Here is an 18,578-nt window from a genome sequence, read left to right on the forward strand (position 1 = left end):
ACGAATCTAAGCTAGGAAAGACCATTTTTCTGTAATGATATGTTATAGTAAACGTGCACCGTCATTCAAATTACAGACAAGGAGGAAACAATATGCCAAATATAGGTATCCCGGGTCTAATACTAGTTTTAATTATTGCTCTAGTAATCTTTGGTCCTTCCAAACTACCTCAACTAGGTAAAGCGGTTGGTCAAACCTTAAAAGAATTTAAAACTTCTACGAGAGATATTATCAATGATGAAGAAAAAGATGATAAAAAACTTGTGGACTCTGAAAAAGAAAAGCAAATATAATATATATTTCCAAGAAAGTGGGCTAGTAGCAGTAAATACTGGTCCACTCTTTTTGTAAGATTTATTAAGTATGAAGTTAAAAACCAATAAAAAAAGGCACTTTCTGTTCAAGGAGAACAGAAGTGCTTTTTCTTATAAATTGCCTATGGGAAGTTTTGTTTTCCTAGCATCTCAATTTCTATTAGAAGGTTTCTCTAGTTTAAAGGCACTTTCTGAAGTTTTAAAGATTTGTAAAAGTGTATCTGCAATTTCTTCTGGCGTTTCTATACAGCCCTCTTGTAGCCATTCTATAATCACTCCGTATGACCCATACATTTTATAAGTATTGAAGTGTTTAATCCCAATGACCTCATTAGACTCATCTAGATAGGTTATTCCGTAGAATATTTCCTTGAATTTATTTAAAAAGCACTCTTGAAATCCAGGGATTGAATCTTTTACATATAAAAGACCATAAACGCTTCTATGATCATATAAATGTTTGAAGAAAGCATTTGATGTAGAAATAATTTTGTGATAATCTACAACAGCAGTTCCTAAGAACGGGCTGTGAAAAGCATATTCTAAATCCTTTAAAGTTTCTAGCACTAGCTCCTCCGCAAGATCCTCTTTATCCTTATAATATATATAAAACGTACTTCGATTGTAGTCTGCTCTTTCTACTACATCCGTAATGGTAACGTTTTTATAGCCTTTTTCTTTCACTAATTCTATAAAATGAGACTTGAATATTTTCTTTGTCCTTCTCACTCTTCTATCAACCGAACTATTTTCAGCGCTCACATACATTCTCCTTTGTTAAAATTACCCCTTATTACGGACATTTAATATATCTCTGATTCACGAGAATATTATATCCTATTAAGCGTCATTAAGGTAGGAATATTTTCTAAATATTTCTCGAAAGCGTTAGTCCTTATAGACTATCAAAGTTCAGAAACTTCTTCTTTTTTTATTCGTCCCCTTTTATATGTGTTTGTTTAAACCAAAAAAGACCATCAGTTAGGAGGTAATCCATGACGTGAAGAACTTTATATATTTTGGTTATCTACAAGCCATTTCATGCCTATTTCCTGTAATTATTTTTGGAGCTCTAGCGCTCTCCAAGATATTTTCTATACCGTATTTGCCTCGCTATGATTTCATACTCATTATTTGTATTATTGGCCAGGTCTTTATGCTAGCATCTAAATTAGAAACTTGGGATGAATTTAAGGTCATTTGTCTATTTCATGTTATTGGCTTAGCATTAGAACTTTTTAAAGTTCATATGGGTTCATGGGCTTATCCAGAGGATGCACACAGTAAAATTTTTGGTGTCCCGCTTTACAGCGGATTTATGTATGCAAGTGTAGCAAGCTACATTTGTCAGGCATGGCGAAGATTTGACCTTCATATTTATCGATGGCCAGCTTCCATCTTTGCAGTGCTGATAGGCGCTTTAATTTATTTGAACTTTTTTATACATCATTACTTTTACGATATACGTTGGATTTTAAAGGCCCTATTATTCCTCATATTCTTTCGGACTGTCGTCAGTTTTCGTGTAAATGAAAAGGTATATAAAATGCCTATTATTCTATCGTTCTTGTTAATTGGTTTCTTTATTTGGGTTGCTGAGAACATAACTACTTTTTTAGGTGCTTGGCAATATCCTAACCAAGAGCAAGTATGGTCCATCGTTCATATTGGAAAGATTAGTTCTTGGTTTCTTCTCGTAATTATCAGCATAATAATAGTAGTCCAGCTAAAAAGAGTGAAGAATGGCACAGAAGTTGTACGTTAAATCTATTTTCTCTAAATCAATATTGACCTCTGTAAATCCGAGGGTGATTATGAAAAATCACAATCATCCTCGTTTTTTAATCTTTTATTTTGGGCACTTCAGTTAAGAATAAATGTTTAGAAGATGTAAGAAGATTAGTTTAAATAAATTAGTTTATATCCTATATAATTTTCTTCATATATTCCTCTATTTGATCTACTACATGCTCGTATCGAAAGCTTAATGCAGTTTGCCTTCCATTTTCGCCTAACATTTTCCTTAGTTCCATATCATTCAGAAGCTTCTCCAAATGCCCTGATAATTGATGAGTATCTCCAGGATCCGCCAGTAAGCAATTATAGCCATCAATCACAAACTCCCTTACTCCTCCACAATCTGTTGTTACTACAGGCAACCCACAAGCCATTGCTTCTAAAGGAGGCATTCCAAAGCCTTCGTAAAGCGAGGTAAATAAAAAGAGATCAGCTTCTTGGTAGCTTTGCACTAAAACGTCTTGAGGGGGATGGACAATTAATTCCATAGGAAAATTCGTAGTGTAACCAGGATGCGATTGACACACCCATTTCACCTTAAACTTATAACCCTTAATCCATAATAAATTCAAAGTAATCATAGCATCCCCAAATGCTTTAAATTCATGACTTGGGTTGCCCACCAGTAGAATAGTTGGTATTTCACTAACATCTATCTTGCTTATAGGTCTATAAACTTCAGTATCTATCCCATTAGGAATAATCTCGGTATCCAGGCCATATTTAGTTTTCAATATATGAGCGATACAGTTAGATACACTTACAACAGGGATCCCCGTTTTATAATAGTTTTTTAATGTATTCCTTACTTCTTCATAGTTTACTTCAGGAATGTCTCCAAATAATCTTTCATGCCCTTGCTCCCAATAGAAAACTGCAGGCTTTACATCCTTTAGCTCCGCCATTTGGTATACCCAACCTACGACGACTATGTCACACTCTTCTACATAGCTATTTGTCGGTGCACCGTAAGGGATAATAACCTCCTTATCCACTTCAAGATCTGACCAAGAAGGAATGACCTTCTCCTGTTCCAAATTACCTCTTAAAAATGCGGTTATATGGTGCCCTTTTTTGCGAAGCATTTCCATTTGCGATAACAGCATCTTCACTCCTCCGGTTAAGCCCTGGTGAGGTAAAAGGTAGCCAATCTTTAAATGATTTTTTGGAGAAGAAGGCTTCTTCTGAGGGGACGGATATATTTTAAATAAACTTGCCCCGTTATCATGAATTTTTACCTGACTATATCTGAAATCATAATCAATGAAGTCAATGATGTTCCACCGACTTTTATGGGTTTCTAGATCATTCCCTAAGTACTCCCCTTGCACTGCTGGATATAGCGGGGTTGATATAATAATAGATTTATTCGTGATTTTTAATAAGTCGTCTATTAGTTGCAATCCATCTTTTTTATCGAAATGCTCCAGTACATCTATCAATAAGAGAGTATCGTATCTCTTCGTTAAAGTAGGAAGCACCTCGAAAATATTCCCATAATAAATATTATTATATACATAGTCATGTACTGGATTATTATATTCCTTGAAGCCTTCTATACCGTCCATTTGAAGATGCCAGGATTCCTTTTCATACCGTTCATAGGGGATATCAAAAACTTCCCTTAATAATAATCCATATTTTCCAAATCCAACACCTATATCTAAAATTGACCTTGGGGCGTCTTTTACTACTAAGTCTACAATTTCAGGGATTGCTTGATACCAGCTTGTAGGCATAATTTGTGCTCCTTACTGTTTTTTATAACAAACCTAACCTCATACTTTCTATATGTATGATTTATTTGCACTCTTAGTTACTCTTTTTACAATAAAGAACCATTCATTTGAGCAGAAAAACAGAAGAGGACATCCCAAAGAATTTCTTCTTTGGGATGTCCTCTGTAATCTTGTCTTGCATTACTTCATCTTTTCTACAATTTGTTCCGCTGTTTCTTTACCATTTTTGATACAAGGGCCAATTCCTACTCCATAATATGAGCAACCAGCCAATAATACTTGAGGGAATAGCTCCTTCATTTTTTTCTCAAGGGATTTGATCGCTTCTGCATGTTGCAAATGATAATTTGGCATCATATCGTTCCATTTTGTTACCTCTACTACCTGAGGAATACCATCTAGCTTAAGACTATTTCTTATATCCTTCATTGCAACCTCAATTAGTTCTTCCTCAGTCATATGCTTCATCTGTGTAAATTCTGGGTTCGTGCTCTTATAAAACATACGAACCAATAACTTACTATTTTTTGATGTATGCTTCCATTTACGGCTAGTCCATGTACAAGCATTACATTTCACGTCTGAGTTTTCCGATACAATATAACCAGTACCCTCTGCAGGTAGCTGCTCATCAGGTATATCAAAACCAAGATAAATACTGATGAGAGACGAGTTTTTAAGTTTATGGAAATCAGTATCTAATTCCTTATGATTTAATACTTTTTGTGCTACGTCATGCGGTGTTGCTAAAATAACATAATCTGCTTCTACTACTTGATGATCCGATAATGACACATAATACATACTATCCTTTTGCTCTATATTAGTGACATAAGCGCCTTTAATAATAGTAGAGTCTATAAGCTCTTTTTCTATACCGTTAATTAGTGTAGACAAGCCATCCTTAAAGGAAATAAACTTCTTATTAGCAGACTTTTGAAATTGCTCCTTGTTAGCCCCGAGTCCTTTGATAATACTACCGTATTGATTTTTATAATCGACCAAATAGGGCAACGTTGTTTCCATAGTCAGCTTGTCCAAGTCCCCAGAATATACGCCAGAAAGAACAGGAGCAACCTGTTTCTCCACAAGCTCCTCCCCTAAAAAATGCTTTAAAAAAGAGCCAATAGAGCTTTCCTTCGTAAACCCTTCGTTCGGCATATCTAAATCCTTTAAGGCTTCCTCTTTCCCTTCATCTGACACAAGGGTACTACTTTCAAGCGATTCTACACTTGTAGGAATCCCAAACACAGAATCAGCCGGAATGGCATGCAGTTCATTATTCGTATATAAATAAGAAATTCCTGTTGCATTATATACTAGCTCATCCTCTAATCCCAGTTCCTCCACTAAAGGTAATACTGATTCATGACGCGCGACTATAGAATCTGCGCCCACCTCCATAATAAAGTCATCCTTATGTACGGAATGAATCTTGCCTCCTAAGTATTCATTTGATTCGATCAAGGTCATTTCAAATTGTAAGGATTTTTCATTTTTAAGCTGGTGCAAATAATGCATGACTGAAAGTCCCGTTATTCCCCCACCTACGACAACTACCTTTTTCAAAGTAATCACTCCTCCTGTGCTTCATACATACCATGTTATCTTAAGTATAAACATGTATAAAAGGATATAGTATGATTTCTCTCACTCTCCAGGATGATTTTGAAGGAACGTTTACAGGATTGTCAAATTTAATCTAATAGGAGGCAGTCGCTATACATACTTTTTGGTGTTATTTTAAAAAGCTTTGTTAAAGTTATAGGTTGATTTTGACTAACAATTCTTTTTATATATAGACTGTAAACATTATATAAGTGACCTTCAAATGACAAATAAATTATGAAATTGGGGTTGGTGACAGTTTTTCGGCTTTGTTTAAGCGAGTAAATTTATAACCAATTTATCGATGCATCAAAGAGGTTCCTATTTATTGATTGGAGCTCCAGACGGCGACTCCTACGGGATGAGTGAGACAGATAAGACATCACTACCACGCGCGTAAGCGATGGGTGATGGCTTATCACTCACCCCGAGGAAAGCGTCCGGCTGGGGCGGAAATCAATTCTACTCTCTGATCTAAGATTTAAAGTGCTCTTAGAACAGCTCTGACCGGACTTCCATCTGCTCCAACTATTTTTAAGGGCAACGCGATTAACTCATACTCCCCTTCCGCAACATCTTGCAAGTATAGGTTTTCGATAATATTTACTCCATGCTGATATAAAGTATGGTGTATCGGAAGCTCCTTACTTTCAATATCATCTACAGAAGGAATATCCAAGCCCAATAAAAATATCCCCTTTTCTTGTAAAAACTTACCTATATCCTCTCTTAACAAAGGTATGGAACTAGGAAACTGTTCCACATTGGTCACTTTTTTCGTTTTCAATAATAACCGTTTTGTACCATCTAAATGAAAGCCTTCTAATTCCTCACGACCAATCAAGTCTAAGCCTGTTACATCAACGACTTTAGCTGTTCCAATATAATTATTAATATTTAACTTATCTATCGTATCGGCGCTATTATTAAAGTGAAATGGTGCATCCGCATGAGTCCCGGTATGCACACTTGCAGTAATCTGGCCAATATTGACTGAACCTGTTTGTTGCTTAGTATGCACCACTTCAAAGCTAAATGGTGTGTCTCCTGGCCAAACCGCAATTTCTTTAGACAATGGTAGCGTAATATCTATCCACTTATTAGACATATTCCCTCACCCCTATAGATTAGTTCGCAAATCCCATAACTCTGGAAAAAAACGATGATCTAGTACCTTTCGTAAATAATTTACTCCAGAAGAGCCCCCTGTCCCTACTTTAAAACCAATAATTCGTTCTACTGTTTTCATGTGTCGGAATCTCCACTGCTGCAGCCAATCCTCAATGTCTATTAACTTTTCTGCCAACTGATAAAGCTCCCAATGCTGATCAACATTTTTGTATACTGTCTTCCATGCCTCAGCGACACTGTCGTCACCGGAATACGTGATGGAGTAATCCCTTTTCAATAAATCCGGATTAATAGGAAATCCTCTTCTAGCCAAACAGTCAATGGACACATCATAAATACTTGGTGATTTAAATGCTATTCCTAGCTCATAATGTAACGACTTATCCTTTTCGTAAATTTTTAATATGTGTGCTGTTTTGTACCCTAGAGCAAACTCAATTTTACGATATTGATAAGACTGAAAACCGGATGACTTCCCTAAATGATCTCTAAACTCTAAATATTCTGCAGGAGTTAAAGTAGACAATACATCCCAGGCTTGAATTAACTGTGATTGTATTTTTGTTACTCTCGCTAACATTTTAAAGGCTGTTTGTAAGTGATCCTCTTGAATAGCTTGAATAGCACTAGTCAATTCGTGAAGAATAAGCTTCATCCATAATTCATTCACTTGATGAATAATTATAAAAAGCATCTCATCGTGATGAGTAGATAACGTATTTTGACTAGCTAAAATGGTATCCAGTTTAAGGTAATCTCCATAAGTCATATCCTGTACAAAATTTGTATGAATCCCGTTTTCGTTAGATTCTCTCTCTTCAGAATTAGCAATTGGATTAGACAAAAGCTTTCCCCTTTCTAGGCTATTACTTCTCTTTCATTATCATATTGGGAGTATTCCTTCTTTTCCATAATTTCTTTTAATATATTTACAGTTTTCCAAACCTCTTCAAACGTGTTATATAGAGCTACAGGTGCCAAGCGTATACCATTAGGAGGTCGGTAATCAGGAATTATATTCCTAGATTTTAACGCTTTGCATATTCTTGCTGCCTCCTTATGCATTAGAAACAGATGACCACCTCTTTGTTCTCTTTCACTTGGTGTAATAATTGTAAATTCAAAGTTACTTAGCTCGTTCTCTATTAGAATTCTCATAAATTCTGTTAGTTGCTCTGACTTTGACCTTATTTTGTGTATGCCCACCTCCCCAAATATTTCGAGAGAGCCTAACAAAGGGGCTGCACTTAATATATGAGGGGTTCCTATTTGAAAAGAACCAGCTTGGCCAGCAGGTGTCATGAAGATTTCTAAATCAAATTGCTTCTCTTTTCGAGAGCCAAACCAGCCTGCAAGTCCTGGACTCTTGCCAAGATGCTTTTGATTTGTATAAAGACCACCTACAGATCCCGGACCTCCATTTAAATGCTTATAAGTACACCAAAACGCAAAATCTACTCCCCATTCATCTAAAGAATGAGGAATTGCCCCAATCGAGTGGCATAGGTCAAAGCCAATTAAAATATCTCTTTTATGTGCTTCATCTGTCAGCTTTTTTATATTTAAAATTTGGCCACTTCTATATAGAACACTAGGTAATACAATCATGGCTACTTCTTCAGTCATTGCTTCTATTATGTCTTCCTCGAGTAAAAGCCCATCCTTCCCCTTCACCATTACAATATCCTCTTCTGGTGATTTCCCATGTAAGGATAGCTGACTGCTAACAGCATACAGATCAGATGGGAAGTTCAGTTCATCTACTACAATTTTCGTTTTCTTGCCTTGAGGCTTATAAAAGGTAGCGATTAACTGATGTAGATTAGTTGTCGTGGAACCCGTAATTATTACTTCCTCTGGCATAGCTCCTATCAATGGGGCACACATTTCCCCAAGCTTTTCAGAAAGATGAAACCAGGGATGCTCACCTTTTGTCCAACCATCAATTCCAAAATTTTTCCATGAATCCAATAAATTTAAAACGGCTAATTCAGCTCGTCTAGATAAAAGTCCTAGCGAATTGCCGTCCATGTATATAGTATTTGCTGGGATATAGAACTCTTGACGATAATGATTTATATCATCCTCTTGATCAAGCTTTCTAGCGAATTCGATAGTACATTCCATTCAAGTATCATCCTTTTACCGAATTTTCTTTCTATTATACCAAAAACAGGCATACATATGTATGCGATATAAAAGAACCGGCTCCTTACATTTTACATATAAATATAAGGAGCAAAGGGGGATTGAATATGATTACTATAAGTTTATGTATGATAGTAAAAAATGAAGAAGAAGTTATTGGGAGATGTCTTGCATCAGTTAAAGACATAGTTGATGAAATTAATATAGTCGATACTGGCTCAACTGATCAAACAAAAGAAATAGTTAAACAATATACAAATCGCATATTTGATTTTAAGTGGATAGATGATTTTGCTGCGGCTCGAAATTATTCTTTTGAGCAAGCAACCAAAGAATATATATTGTGGCTCGATGCAGATGATGTTTTTACAGAGGACGATCGAAATAAGCTAAAACAACTAAAAACGTCTCTTGATCATTCCTATGACGCTATTTCTATGAAGTACCATTTAGCCTTCGATGAAAATGGGAATGTAACCTATCTATTACGTAGGTATAGACTTGTTAATAGAAAAAAACAATTTAAATGGATAGGTCAGGTCCACGAATATTTAGCAGTAGAAGGTAACCTTTTAGATAGTGATGTTGCAGTGAGTCATCTGCCTTTGAGTCATGATTCCAATAGAAATTTAAGTATCTACCAAAAAATGATAGATGACGGCAAACAACTAACTCCACGTGATACGTTTTATTTTGCAAACGAATTAATGGATCATGCTAAGTATGATGATGCAATTACTTACTATGAATTATTTCTACAGTCCAATCAGGGATGGATTGAAGATAATATAAGAGCATGCTTCAAGCTTGCTGACTGCTACTATGAATTAGGCAACCATCATCAAACATTATTATCAACGCTAAGAACTCTTTCCTATGATATACCACGCCCAGAGGCTTGTTGCAGAATAGGATACCATTTTATGGAACAAAATAAAAATCATGAGGCTATTTATTGGTATAAGGAAGCTCTTAACTATAAGAATAAAGAGTTACTCAGTTTCCAAAATACTAATTTCTCTACCTGGTTACCTCACCTGCAACTTTGCGTTCTTTATGATCGAATTCAAGAACATAGAATTGCTCACTCTCATAACGAGGAAGCAAGAAAATATAGACCGACCGATGAAAGAATAATAGGAAATAAAAAATACTTTGATCAAATATTAAAAGATAGCCTAGAAGAATAGAACCTAGTATATTAACCATTTTACCTATTTAAAGCCACTTTTCTCAAAAAAAGTGGCTTTTTTTTGAAATTTAATTAGACAAGTAGTCCTTTGACCTCCTCCAATCTATTTTCAACGAATAGGATGTGACAGAGAGGAGGTGAAACAATGGATTTAAATAATTACTTTAGCAGAAATGATGATTGTAATAAATGTAGAAATTGTCCTACTGGACCTACTGGGCCTACGGGACCTGCAGGAGGACCTGTTGGACCTACTGGGGCTACGGGTGTAACTGGGGCTACTGGACCTACCGGCGCTACTGGAGCTACTGGGGCTACCGGGGTATCTGGAGCTACTGGACCTACTGGGGCTACTGGGGCTACCGGCGCTACCGGGGTATCTGGAGCTACGGGTGTAACTGGGGCTACTGGAGCTACCGGCGCTACCGGGGTATCTGGAGCTACTGGCGCTACTGGCGCTACTGGCGCTACTGGGGCTACCGGCGCTACCGGGGTATCTGGAGCTACTGGTGTAACTGGGGCTACTGGAGCTACTGGAGCTACTGGAGCTACTGGAGCTACTGGCGCTACCGGGGTATCTGGAGCTACTGGGGCTACTGGAGTATCTGGAGCTACCGGAGTAACTGGGGCTACTGGTCCTACCGGCGCTACTGGAGCTACTGGAACAACTGGTCCTACCGGCGCTACTGGAGCTACTGGAACAACTGGGGCTACGGGTGCTACTGGGGCTACTGGAGCTACGGGTGTAACTGGGGCTACTGGACCTACCGGCGCTACTGGAGCTACTGGAGCTACGGGTGCTACTGGGGCTACTGGACCTACCGGCGCTACTGGAGCTACTGGAGCTACGGGTGCTACTGGGGCTACTGGAGCTACGGGCGCTACTGGACCTACTGGGGCTACCGGGGCTACCGGGGCTACCGGGGCTACCGGGGCTACCGGGGCTACCGGGGCTACGGGTGCTACGGGTGCTACCGGGGCTACTGGGGCTACTGGGGCTACTGGGGCTACCGGAGCTACTGGAGCTACGGGCGCTACTGGACCTACCGGGGCTACGGGCGCTACTGGTGCAGATGGAACACCAGCTATTACTGAATTTGCACATGTATACAATAGATCTACACAAACAGTACCTGTTGGAGGTTCAGTAACTTTCGATACTAATGGACCTATAGTTGGTGACATTACTCATGCACCAGGTACAGCAACTGTGACTATAGGTAATACAGGATATTATCTAATCACCTATTCCGTTACAGGAATCGAGAATAACCAATTTGCAATATTCGTTAATGAAACTCCACTACCGGAAACACTTTACGGTACACGTGCTGGTACTCAACAAAATAATGGGCAAGCAATCGTGTTCTTAAATGCAGGAAATGTTATTACTGTAAGAAACCATTCATCTGATCTTCCAATTTTCCTATCAATCGAAGACGGTGGTAATGAAACAAACGTAAATGCATCGCTTATTTTGCAAAGATTGACTTAGTTTTAAAAAGAGATTCTATTTTTCTACAAAAACCTAGAGATAGGAGCAATTCCCTATAAAGGGATTGCTCCTTTAATACTTATTTTTTAATTGACTCGGCAGGCAGAGACATACTTTGAGATTAGTGAGAGAAATAAAACACCGCAACCGCACCCTAAAGCGTATGTCAAATCATCCCTAACTTACCCTTATAAAACAATCACTACTTTCTATTCATTTTCACCTGAAAATAGGAATTATGAAACCTTAATACCAAAATGACAACCATCTATAAGAGAGATTGTCATTTTGGTTTTCCTATTTAAATAGTCGCCGAATGATCTGTGGTAATACTTGGATCACTAAAGTAAGCATTATAGGCTATTAATGTTACACCTAGCTTTTCTTCTAATTCATGCAATTCCATTAACTGCTCGCTATCTAACTCTGCAAATTTGTAATCTTCCATATTGGATCACCCTTTCTCTACCTAATTATCATCTCCGTTACCATTCAATATATACATAAATAAAAATGACCCCCACAAATTACGTGGGGGCCAATATCTTTATTCAGCTTCTGCAGCCATGAATGCAGCAGATACTTTATCAAATTCTTCATCACTTTCGATATTAGCTAGTTCATCTTCGCCTTCTATACGTAAAAAGAACACATCGAAATCTTCCTCTGTTTCTTTTTGAATTTCATCAGCAAAGCCAACAGCTGCATAGATTTCACCTTCGACTTCTAGTAAACCTAAAACCTCAATATCCTGTTCTTCATCGTTTTCATCAATTACAGTAAAAATGTCGCCAATTTCTACTTTTCCAGTATTTTCTTCCATTCCAATCTCCTCCTAACAAAGTTCTATTCAAGTACCCTTTTTACTTTCACTTGATATTTCATCATTACACATTTACTAGCAAAAAGAAAGAAGTAAGATCACAGAAGATATTCTTTTACATATTGTGATACTTCTTTGTCGGTAGCCAACGTTAATATGTGCTTAAGGTGTTCGCTTAATTCTTCTTTGTTTAATTTAGTAATTTGAGATCTAGCCCTTAAAATAGCAGAAGGATTCATCGAGAACTCATCTATTCCAAGTCCTAATAAAAGCGGGATAGCTATTTGGTCTCCTGCCATCTCTCCACAAATCCCAACCCATTTGCCATTCTTATGTGCTGCTTCTACCACAATCTGAATTGCTCTTAAAATAGCAGGATGGTAGGGCTGATATAGATAGGAAACCTGCTCGTTCATGCGATCAGCTGCAAACATATACTGTATTAAATCATTTGTGCCAATGGAAAAAAAATCAGCTTCCTGTACAAAAAAGTCGGCAATCATTGCAGCAGCAGGCGTTTCCACCATCATGCCTATCTCAATTTTCTCTGAGACAGGAATTCCTGCATTTAAAAGCTTTTGTTTTTCTTCTAACAGAATAGATTTGGCAAGTCGAAACTCCTCAAGTATTGAAATCATCGGAAACATAATTTTTAAATTACCGTGAATACTAGCCTTTAATAGCGCACGTAGCTGTGTCCGAAAAATGTGCTGTCTATCAAGACTGATACGAATTGCCCGATACCCTAGAAACGGGTTACTCTCTTTAGGAAGACCTAAATATGATAAACCCTTATCTCCACCAATATCCATTGTACGAACAACAGTAGGCTTATTCTGCATTTTTAAAAACACTGTTCGGTAGACATCAAATTGTTCCTCTTCAGTTGGCAGCTCACTTCTGTTCATATAGAGAAATTCTGTACGAAATAAACCAATACCCTCTCCTCCATGAGCGAGTACGGCATCTATATCATGAGTATTACCGATATTTCCAACGATATGAACGGTATGACCATCGGCAGTAGTGCTAGGAACAGAAAGGTAATGACTTAAAGACTTGCCTCCTTCTACTAATACCTTTTGTTTATTCAAATAAAACCTTTTTATATCATCTACAGGATCAATAATTACTCTTCCCATTTCTCCATCTACTATGAGAGGGATACCATGCTTTATATCTAATGTTCCCTTTTTTGTACCGACTACCGCTGGAATATCAAGTGAACGCGCCAATATAGCCGAATGAGAGGTTTTTCCTCCAATGTTCGTGACAATTCCTTTTATATATTGCTTATTCAATTGGATTGTAAGAGAGGGAACTAAATCATCTGCAACTAGTATTACCTCTGATTGAATTAAACTAAGGTCGGGTAAATTTACGCCTAACAAATTGGACAGCATACGTTTGGCCACATCTCGAATGTCAGCTACCCGCTCTTTCATATAGTCATTTTCCATTTCAGCGAATGTCGTTGCATATACATCGGCAACTTTAGTTAGGGCCATCTCCGCATTGTTGCCTAGTTTGATTTGATCCCAAATTGCAGTTAACCAGGCAGGATCTTCTAACACTAATTCCTGAGCAGCAATAATGGTTGCCTTCTGTTCCCCCATATATTGCTTGGTAGAATCATAAATAAGCTTTAACTGTTTCTTAGTATTAGAGATGCTCTGTTTCAATCGTTCCATTTCAACCTCAGTATCCTGGACTCCCTTTGGGTCAAAGATGAGATTGGGCTCAATTAAACAATATGCAGGAGCAATAGCCAATCCACTTGAAGCGCCAATTCCCTCTAGTTCTCGCATCCTTCACCAATTCCTTGTGAAAATATCACTTCAGATAATTTATCCAACAGCTCTTTGGAATCGTCTCCCTCGGCGACAATCGTAATCATTGCGTGTACTGGAACGCAAAGAGTCATCACAGAAAGTATGGATCGTAAGTTTGCAGATTGGCCATTATATTTCAGCTCAACCGCTGAAATAAATGGTTTTATCGCTGAAACTAGTATAGCTGCTGGTCTTGCATGTATACCCTCTGTAGCGGTAACTTTAAAATGTCTTTCCATCGCTTCTCCTCCATAATCCTTAATAGAAAAAAGAGGCAGACTCCTCCCAGAGTCGGCCTATGTTAAGTTAGTTTAATTACTCATATAATCTTTTACTTTCTCAATTTATCTACCTCATCAGCAACAAATTGAACGTTTGTGCCAACAATGACTTGAATACTTTTAGGCCCTACTACATTAATGCCATGAATCCCGGATAATTTGATTTTCATTTGGTCTACTAGATCCATATTTTTAACTTCTACACGTAAACGAGTAGCACAATGCTCTGCAGATGTTACATTTTCCTTGCCACCAAGTCCAGCAAAAATTTTAGCAGCCATTACTGCAAACTTATTATCAGCAGAAGTTGCCTCTGTTACTACCTCTACCTCATCCTCATCTTCTCTTCCAGGTGTTTTTAAATTGAATTTTATAATTAGGAAACGGAATAAGAAATAGTAAATAACTGCAAATACCAATCCTTGCACTATGAGCATATAAGGCTGGTTGGCGATTGGAATACTCAAGCTTAAGAAATAATCTATAAAACCTGCACTAAAACCAAATCCGGCTGTCCACTGAAAGGATGCAGCAATAAATAAGGATAGACCTGTTAGAGCAGCGTGAACCACATATAAAGCAGGTGCTAAGAACATGAAGGCAAATTCAAGAGGCTCTGTTACACCAGTGAAGAAGGATGCAAAACCAGCCGCAAGCATTAAGGATGCCGCTTGTTTTTTCCGCTTCGTTTTAGCTGTATGGTACATAGCTAACGCTGCTGCTGGTAAACCAAACATCATGATTGGGAAAAAACCTGCTTGATACATACCTGTTATCCCTTTTTCCCCTGTGCTTGACCAAAAATTCTTAATATCACTGATTCCGATCGTATCAAACCAAAAAACTGCGTTTAAAGCATGATGAAGACCTGTTGGGATTAAAAGACGGTTGAAGAAGCCATAAAGCCCTGCTCCCGCTGCTCCTAGCCCACTGATTGTTTCTCCAAATGAAACCAACCCTCCGTAAACAATCGGCCAAATGAAGAATAGGGCTACGGAAATAGCCAGCATTACAAAAGAAGTAACAATTGGTACCATTCGTTTTCCACTGAAAAAAGCAAGGAAGTCTGGAAGCTTTACATGACTGAAGCGATTGAACATTGCAGCCGCTATCATTCCTGAAAGGATTCCGACAAAGGCATTATTTACTTTTCCAAATGCTGCATCTACCTCGCCCACATCAATTCCTTGAAGCAAGGAAACGGTAGCTGGAGAAAGCATAGTAGTTACGACTAAAAATGCAACTAGCCCACTAAGTGCTGCCGCACCATCTCTTTCCTTCGAAAGTCCAATCGCCACACCAACCGCAAAAAGGACCGCTAGATTATCTAATATTGCCCCGCCTGCTTTAATAAGAAAAGCGGCAACTACATTGTCAGTTCCCCAGCCTGTCGGGTCGAGCCAATACCCCACTCCCAGCAATATTGCTGCAGCAGGTAGTACTGCAACTGGAAGCATTAATGAACGACCAAGCCTTTGAATATAGCTCTTCATTGTTTGCATCTCCTATTCTTTTCATAGATTCATGGGATAAAAGATAATGATTGCCTTAACTAATTCCACAAACTCTTATACTACTTTCACCTCTATTCGTTTATTTCGAAGAAACCGTCATAAGAATTGTTTTTCCTTCTTCAGCTTGTGGAGTGTCTATTAAATTGACCTTCTTCTCGTTACTATTAGTCACTACAATAGGAGTTACTAGATTTATGGCTTTTTCACGTAAAAAATCCCAATCTACCTGGATTAGTAATTGTCCTTTTTTTACTATGTCGCCTTGTTCTACACATGCAGTAAAGCCTTGTCCACCCAAGGACACGGTCTCTAAACCGATATGAATGAGTATCTCCGTCCCATCTCCTGCTCGAAGACCGATCGCATGCTTTGTGGTCGCAAGATGAATAATAGAACCATCACAAGGAGCGAAAACATCTCCGCTAACTGGCAGGATAGCTACCCCCTCACCTAGCATCCTTTCACTAAATACTGGATCTGGAACTTGATCTAGGGGGATTACCCTGCCGCTAACCGGTGCGTAGATATTCAGCTTTTGCTTAGAGAAGAATTTAGAAAGCATACTTTTGGTCCCCTTTATCCGTCTTTTAACACGCTTACATATCCCTATACACCAATATATTGTCTAGTCCCACATTAAAGAACAGAAAAAGAAGCAGGCATAAAATTAATGCCTGCTTCTTTAATAAGTTGTTTGATTGAACTATTTTAGGAATCTTCAAAGGGGTGTATATAAAAGGCTATGTTAAAGAGTAGGGTTGATTTATGATCATAGAAAAAGAAATCTTAAAATGAGAGTAGAATTGATTTTCGCCCCAGCCGGACGCTTTCCTCGGGGTGAGCGATAAGCCATCACCCATCGCTTACGCGCGTGGTTGTGATGTCTTATCTGTCTCACTCATCCCGTAGGAGTCGCCGTCTGGCGTTCCAATCAATAAATGGGAACAGCTTTAGCATCGGTAAAGCGCTAATCAATTTACTCGCATAAACAAAGCAAAAAAACTGTCACCAACCCCAATTTCATAATTTATTTATAATCATAATAGTCATTTGAGAGTCACTTTTATAATGTCTACAGTCACTATAAAATAGAATTTTTAGTCAAAATACTTTAACTAAGCTATATAAAAAATGCTCATTGATTGACTTGCTTCTATCAATGAGCATTTATGAATTATTTTACATTGCTAAAAAACTCTGTCAGCTTAGTAGAATCTGTTATATTTTCATTGCATTTTATGCTATCCATGCAGATCGTATTTCCTTGCTTTGTGAATGTCCCCTCACTACCTTTTTTGGAATTCATCATAAACAAGGTTACTTCTTCTAAGTGGTTACAGATGGCGCAAATGCCTTTTTTCACTTGGTTTCCGTATGTTCCCCGTCTTCCAAAAAGCTCACCAGCATTTTCATAAATAATATATTTACGGTTAGTACCTATGTCAGTTATACAAAAATATACTATGCTGCTTCTTTCTTCAACTGTTAGCTTAGGTGCCTTGAGTTTCTTATCTTTTGGAAAAAACTTTTTAATGGTTTGTCCCGTAATCTCTGGGAAAGGAATAACGTAGTTCTTAGCTTCTGCCAAATACACTTCGAGTTGCTCTTTATTTTCTAGCTCCAACACTCTATCGATTAACATTTGCTGTTCTTCATTTAAACCTATAAAAACCTCAGCACTTTTTTCCTGAACAAGTTCTTTTAATGCTTTTATAACGGATCTATCCCTAGTAACACCGAGACCTTTTACTAACTTTTTGGCTTGTTCCTTTAATATATTATATTGAATTGGTACCATGAACTGCTCCATTGCTCTTACTCCCTACTTTAACTTTGATACTACTTAAATTACCAACCTTTGTAAGTAAGTGCAAGTGAAGTTACAAAAAAATATCCAATAGCTCCTCCAATTTATAAATTACAGAATAAGGTATAGCTTCTCTTGGAATAGCTCTTAAATTAACCTGTGATTCTCTACTCAGTTTAGCTAGGATAATATCCCTTAGCATTTCATGTCGGGCTCTTAACTCTAGCTTGATAGACTTAAGTTGCTCCGGTAAGCTTCTGTTAATCCAGATTGCCTTAGCACCCCAAGTATTTGCAGGTATAATATCGTGATCAATTCGGTCTCCTATATGAGCTACAACTTCGCCTAACTCCATAAATACTCCCTCATCTGGCTTTGCATAGCCAATCATGTCAGGTGTAATTATTCTATCAAAATACGGGGTCAGTCCTAAAGCATTCATTACTGGCATCTGAAATTTAGAGTAGCCATTTGTTATAATCGCAAGAGTATAGCCCCTTAGCTTTAGCTCCTGCAGTACCCCTAAAATCCCCTCTTCTAAAAGATAGATGGAACCTGGAACACAGTGTTTTTTTACTATCTCTTCCACGTTAATCAACAAATTTAACTCATGTAACTGGGTATAGGAAGTAATGATTTCTTCCCAATCATATGCCTCCACATATTGTCGTTGATTCAGGCGATTTCTATGCTCAGCAACAAATGATTCTACACAATTTGTTAAGTTCCTATTCTCCTCGCAAATGGCATTGCGTATTTCAGGAAATACATAATCAATAAAAGGATTTTGCATAATCGTTCCATCTAAATCAAAAGTGATCCATCTGTTTACCATTTTACACCCCACTAACCAAATGATAGAAGTAGAAAAGCCCTCGCTTCAACGAGGGCTCCTAG

At 37.9% G+C, this 18,578-nt stretch carries 18 protein-coding genes; 4 read left to right on the forward strand and 14 right to left on the reverse strand.

Annotation, left to right across the window (positions count from 1 at the left end; genetic code table 11):
* Positions 1-92 precede the first annotated feature (92 nt).
* Positions 93-293: a twin-arginine translocase TatA/TatE family subunit gene (locus HF876_RS13100; RefSeq protein WP_169360510.1), complete on the forward strand. Its 201-nt coding sequence runs from the start codon at positions 93-95 to the stop codon at positions 291-293.
* Positions 294-464: 171 nt separating this feature from the next.
* On the opposite strand, the gene HF876_RS13105 is transcribed toward HF876_RS13100, so the two are convergent.
* On the reverse strand, positions 465-1,076 hold the full coding sequence (locus tag HF876_RS13105) for a TetR/AcrR family transcriptional regulator C-terminal domain-containing protein (protein ID WP_169360511.1): 612 nt from the start codon (positions 1,074-1,076) through the stop codon (positions 465-467).
* Positions 1,077-1,305: 229 nt separating this feature from the next.
* Between HF876_RS13105 and HF876_RS13110 the strand changes: the two genes are divergently transcribed.
* Positions 1,306-2,079, forward strand: a complete 774-nt coding sequence (locus tag HF876_RS13110; RefSeq protein ID WP_169360533.1) for a DUF817 family protein — start codon at positions 1,306-1,308, stop codon at positions 2,077-2,079.
* Positions 2,080-2,239: 160 nt separating this feature from the next.
* Here HF876_RS13110 and HF876_RS13115 read toward each other — a convergent pair whose 3' ends face one another.
* The 5 genes from HF876_RS13115 to kynU all read right to left on the reverse strand — a co-directional run bounded on the left by HF876_RS13115 (position 2,240) and on the right by kynU (position 8,716).
* A complete protein-coding gene (locus HF876_RS13115; protein WP_169360512.1) occupies positions 2,240-3,850 on the reverse strand; it encodes a glycosyltransferase family 4 protein in 1,611 nt (536 codons plus the stop codon).
* Positions 3,851-4,030: 180 nt separating this feature from the next.
* Positions 4,031-5,419 carry a protoporphyrinogen oxidase gene (locus HF876_RS13120; protein WP_169360513.1) on the reverse strand — a complete coding sequence of 463 codons (1,389 nt, stop codon included), beginning with the start codon at positions 5,417-5,419 and terminating at the stop codon, positions 4,031-4,033.
* Positions 5,420-5,939: 520 nt separating this feature from the next.
* Positions 5,940-6,566 carry an arylformamidase gene (kynB, locus tag HF876_RS13125; protein ID WP_169360514.1) on the reverse strand — a complete coding sequence of 209 codons (627 nt, stop codon included), beginning with the start codon at positions 6,564-6,566 and terminating at the stop codon, positions 5,940-5,942.
* A gap of 12 nt (positions 6,567-6,578) precedes the next feature.
* Positions 6,579-7,433, reverse strand: coding sequence for a tryptophan 2,3-dioxygenase (kynA, locus tag HF876_RS13130; protein ID WP_277347115.1), 855 nt, complete (start codon positions 7,431-7,433; stop codon positions 6,579-6,581).
* 14 nt (positions 7,434-7,447) lie between these two features.
* On the reverse strand, positions 7,448-8,716 hold the full coding sequence (gene kynU / locus HF876_RS13135) for a kynureninase (protein WP_169360515.1): 1,269 nt from the start codon (positions 8,714-8,716) through the stop codon (positions 7,448-7,450).
* Positions 8,717-8,844: 128 nt separating this feature from the next.
* Between kynU and HF876_RS13140 the strand changes: the two genes are divergently transcribed.
* Together HF876_RS13140 and HF876_RS13145 are read left to right on the forward strand one after the other, a co-directional pair.
* Positions 8,845-9,927 carry a glycosyltransferase family 2 protein gene (locus HF876_RS13140; RefSeq protein ID WP_169360516.1) on the forward strand — a complete coding sequence of 361 codons (1,083 nt, stop codon included), beginning with the start codon at positions 8,845-8,847 and terminating at the stop codon, positions 9,925-9,927.
* Positions 9,928-10,074: 147 nt separating this feature from the next.
* Positions 10,075-11,424 carry a BclA C-terminal domain-containing protein gene (locus tag HF876_RS13145; RefSeq protein WP_169360517.1) on the forward strand — a complete coding sequence of 450 codons (1,350 nt, stop codon included), beginning with the start codon at positions 10,075-10,077 and terminating at the stop codon, positions 11,422-11,424.
* Positions 11,425-11,725: 301 nt separating this feature from the next.
* Here the strand turns inward: HF876_RS13145 and HF876_RS13150 are convergent, their stop codons facing one another.
* The 8 genes from HF876_RS13150 to HF876_RS13185 all read right to left on the reverse strand — a co-directional run bounded on the left by HF876_RS13150 (position 11,726) and on the right by HF876_RS13185 (position 18,516).
* On the reverse strand, positions 11,726-11,872 hold the full coding sequence (locus HF876_RS13150; RefSeq protein ID WP_169360518.1) for a hypothetical protein: 147 nt from the start codon (positions 11,870-11,872) through the stop codon (positions 11,726-11,728).
* 99 nt (positions 11,873-11,971) lie between these two features.
* Positions 11,972-12,247, reverse strand: a complete 276-nt coding sequence (locus tag HF876_RS13155) for a DUF1292 domain-containing protein (protein ID WP_169360519.1) — start codon at positions 12,245-12,247, stop codon at positions 11,972-11,974.
* 98 nt (positions 12,248-12,345) lie between these two features.
* Positions 12,346-14,055: a phosphoenolpyruvate--protein phosphotransferase gene (ptsP, locus tag HF876_RS13160; protein ID WP_169360520.1), complete on the reverse strand. Its 1,710-nt coding sequence runs from the start codon at positions 14,053-14,055 to the stop codon at positions 12,346-12,348.
* Entirely contained in the window at positions 14,043-14,318 is a 276-nt protein-coding gene (locus HF876_RS13165; RefSeq protein ID WP_169360521.1) for an HPr family phosphocarrier protein, read from the reverse strand. Before HF876_RS13165 ends, ptsP begins: the two co-directional genes overlap by 13 nt.
* Before the next feature lie 92 nt (positions 14,319-14,410).
* Positions 14,411-15,853 carry an N-acetylglucosamine-specific PTS transporter subunit IIBC gene (nagE, locus tag HF876_RS13170; RefSeq protein WP_169360522.1) on the reverse strand — a complete coding sequence of 481 codons (1,443 nt, stop codon included), beginning with the start codon at positions 15,851-15,853 and terminating at the stop codon, positions 14,411-14,413.
* 100 nt (positions 15,854-15,953) lie between these two features.
* Positions 15,954-16,436, reverse strand: coding sequence for a PTS sugar transporter subunit IIA (locus HF876_RS13175; protein ID WP_169360523.1), 483 nt, complete (start codon positions 16,434-16,436; stop codon positions 15,954-15,956).
* Positions 16,437-17,048: 612 nt separating this feature from the next.
* On the reverse strand, positions 17,049-17,684 hold the full coding sequence (locus HF876_RS13180; RefSeq protein ID WP_169360524.1) for a FusB/FusC family EF-G-binding protein: 636 nt from the start codon (positions 17,682-17,684) through the stop codon (positions 17,049-17,051).
* 70 nt (positions 17,685-17,754) lie between these two features.
* A complete protein-coding gene (locus tag HF876_RS13185; RefSeq protein WP_169360525.1) occupies positions 17,755-18,516 on the reverse strand; it encodes an HAD family hydrolase in 762 nt (253 codons plus the stop codon).
* Positions 18,517-18,578 lie beyond the last annotated feature (62 nt).

This window comes from Psychrobacillus sp. BL-248-WT-3 (genome assembly GCF_012843435.1).
Classification (GTDB): domain Bacteria; phylum Bacillota; class Bacilli; order Bacillales_A; family Planococcaceae; genus Psychrobacillus.

Bases quoted from the DNA above. Each gene is read 5' to 3' on its own strand.
- HF876_RS13115 (WP_169360512.1), bottom strand. From the start codon at position 3,850: ATGCCTACAAGCTGGTATCAAGCAATCCCTGAAATTGTAGACTTAGTA.
- HF876_RS13165 (WP_169360521.1), bottom strand. From the start codon at position 14,318: ATGGAAAGACATTTTAAAGTTACCGCTACAGAGGGTATACATGCAAGA.
- HF876_RS13145 (WP_169360517.1), top strand. From the start codon at position 10,075: ATGGATTTAAATAATTACTTTAGCAGAAATGATGATTGTAATAAATGT.
- HF876_RS13175 (WP_169360523.1), bottom strand. From the start codon at position 16,436: ATGCTTTCTAAATTCTTCTCTAAGCAAAAGCTGAATATCTACGCACCG.
- HF876_RS13155 (WP_169360519.1), bottom strand. From the start codon at position 12,247: ATGGAAGAAAATACTGGAAAAGTAGAAATTGGCGACATTTTTACTGTA.
- HF876_RS13140 (WP_169360516.1), top strand. From the start codon at position 8,845: ATGATTACTATAAGTTTATGTATGATAGTAAAAAATGAAGAAGAAGTT.
- kynU (WP_169360515.1), bottom strand. From the start codon at position 8,716: ATGGAATGTACTATCGAATTCGCTAGAAAGCTTGATCAAGAGGATGAT.
- HF876_RS13100 (WP_169360510.1), top strand. From the start codon at position 93: ATGCCAAATATAGGTATCCCGGGTCTAATACTAGTTTTAATTATTGCT.
- HF876_RS13180 (WP_169360524.1), bottom strand. From the start codon at position 17,684: ATGGAGCAGTTCATGGTACCAATTCAATATAATATATTAAAGGAACAA.
- HF876_RS13150 (WP_169360518.1), bottom strand. From the start codon at position 11,872: ATGGAAGATTACAAATTTGCAGAGTTAGATAGCGAGCAGTTAATGGAA.
- ptsP (WP_169360520.1), bottom strand. From the start codon at position 14,055: ATGCGAGAACTAGAGGGAATTGGCGCTTCAAGTGGATTGGCTATTGCT.
- HF876_RS13185 (WP_169360525.1), bottom strand. From the start codon at position 18,516: ATGGTAAACAGATGGATCACTTTTGATTTAGATGGAACGATTATGCAA.
- kynB (WP_169360514.1), bottom strand. From the start codon at position 6,566: ATGTCTAATAAGTGGATAGATATTACGCTACCATTGTCTAAAGAAATT.
- nagE (WP_169360522.1), bottom strand. From the start codon at position 15,853: ATGAAGAGCTATATTCAAAGGCTTGGTCGTTCATTAATGCTTCCAGTT.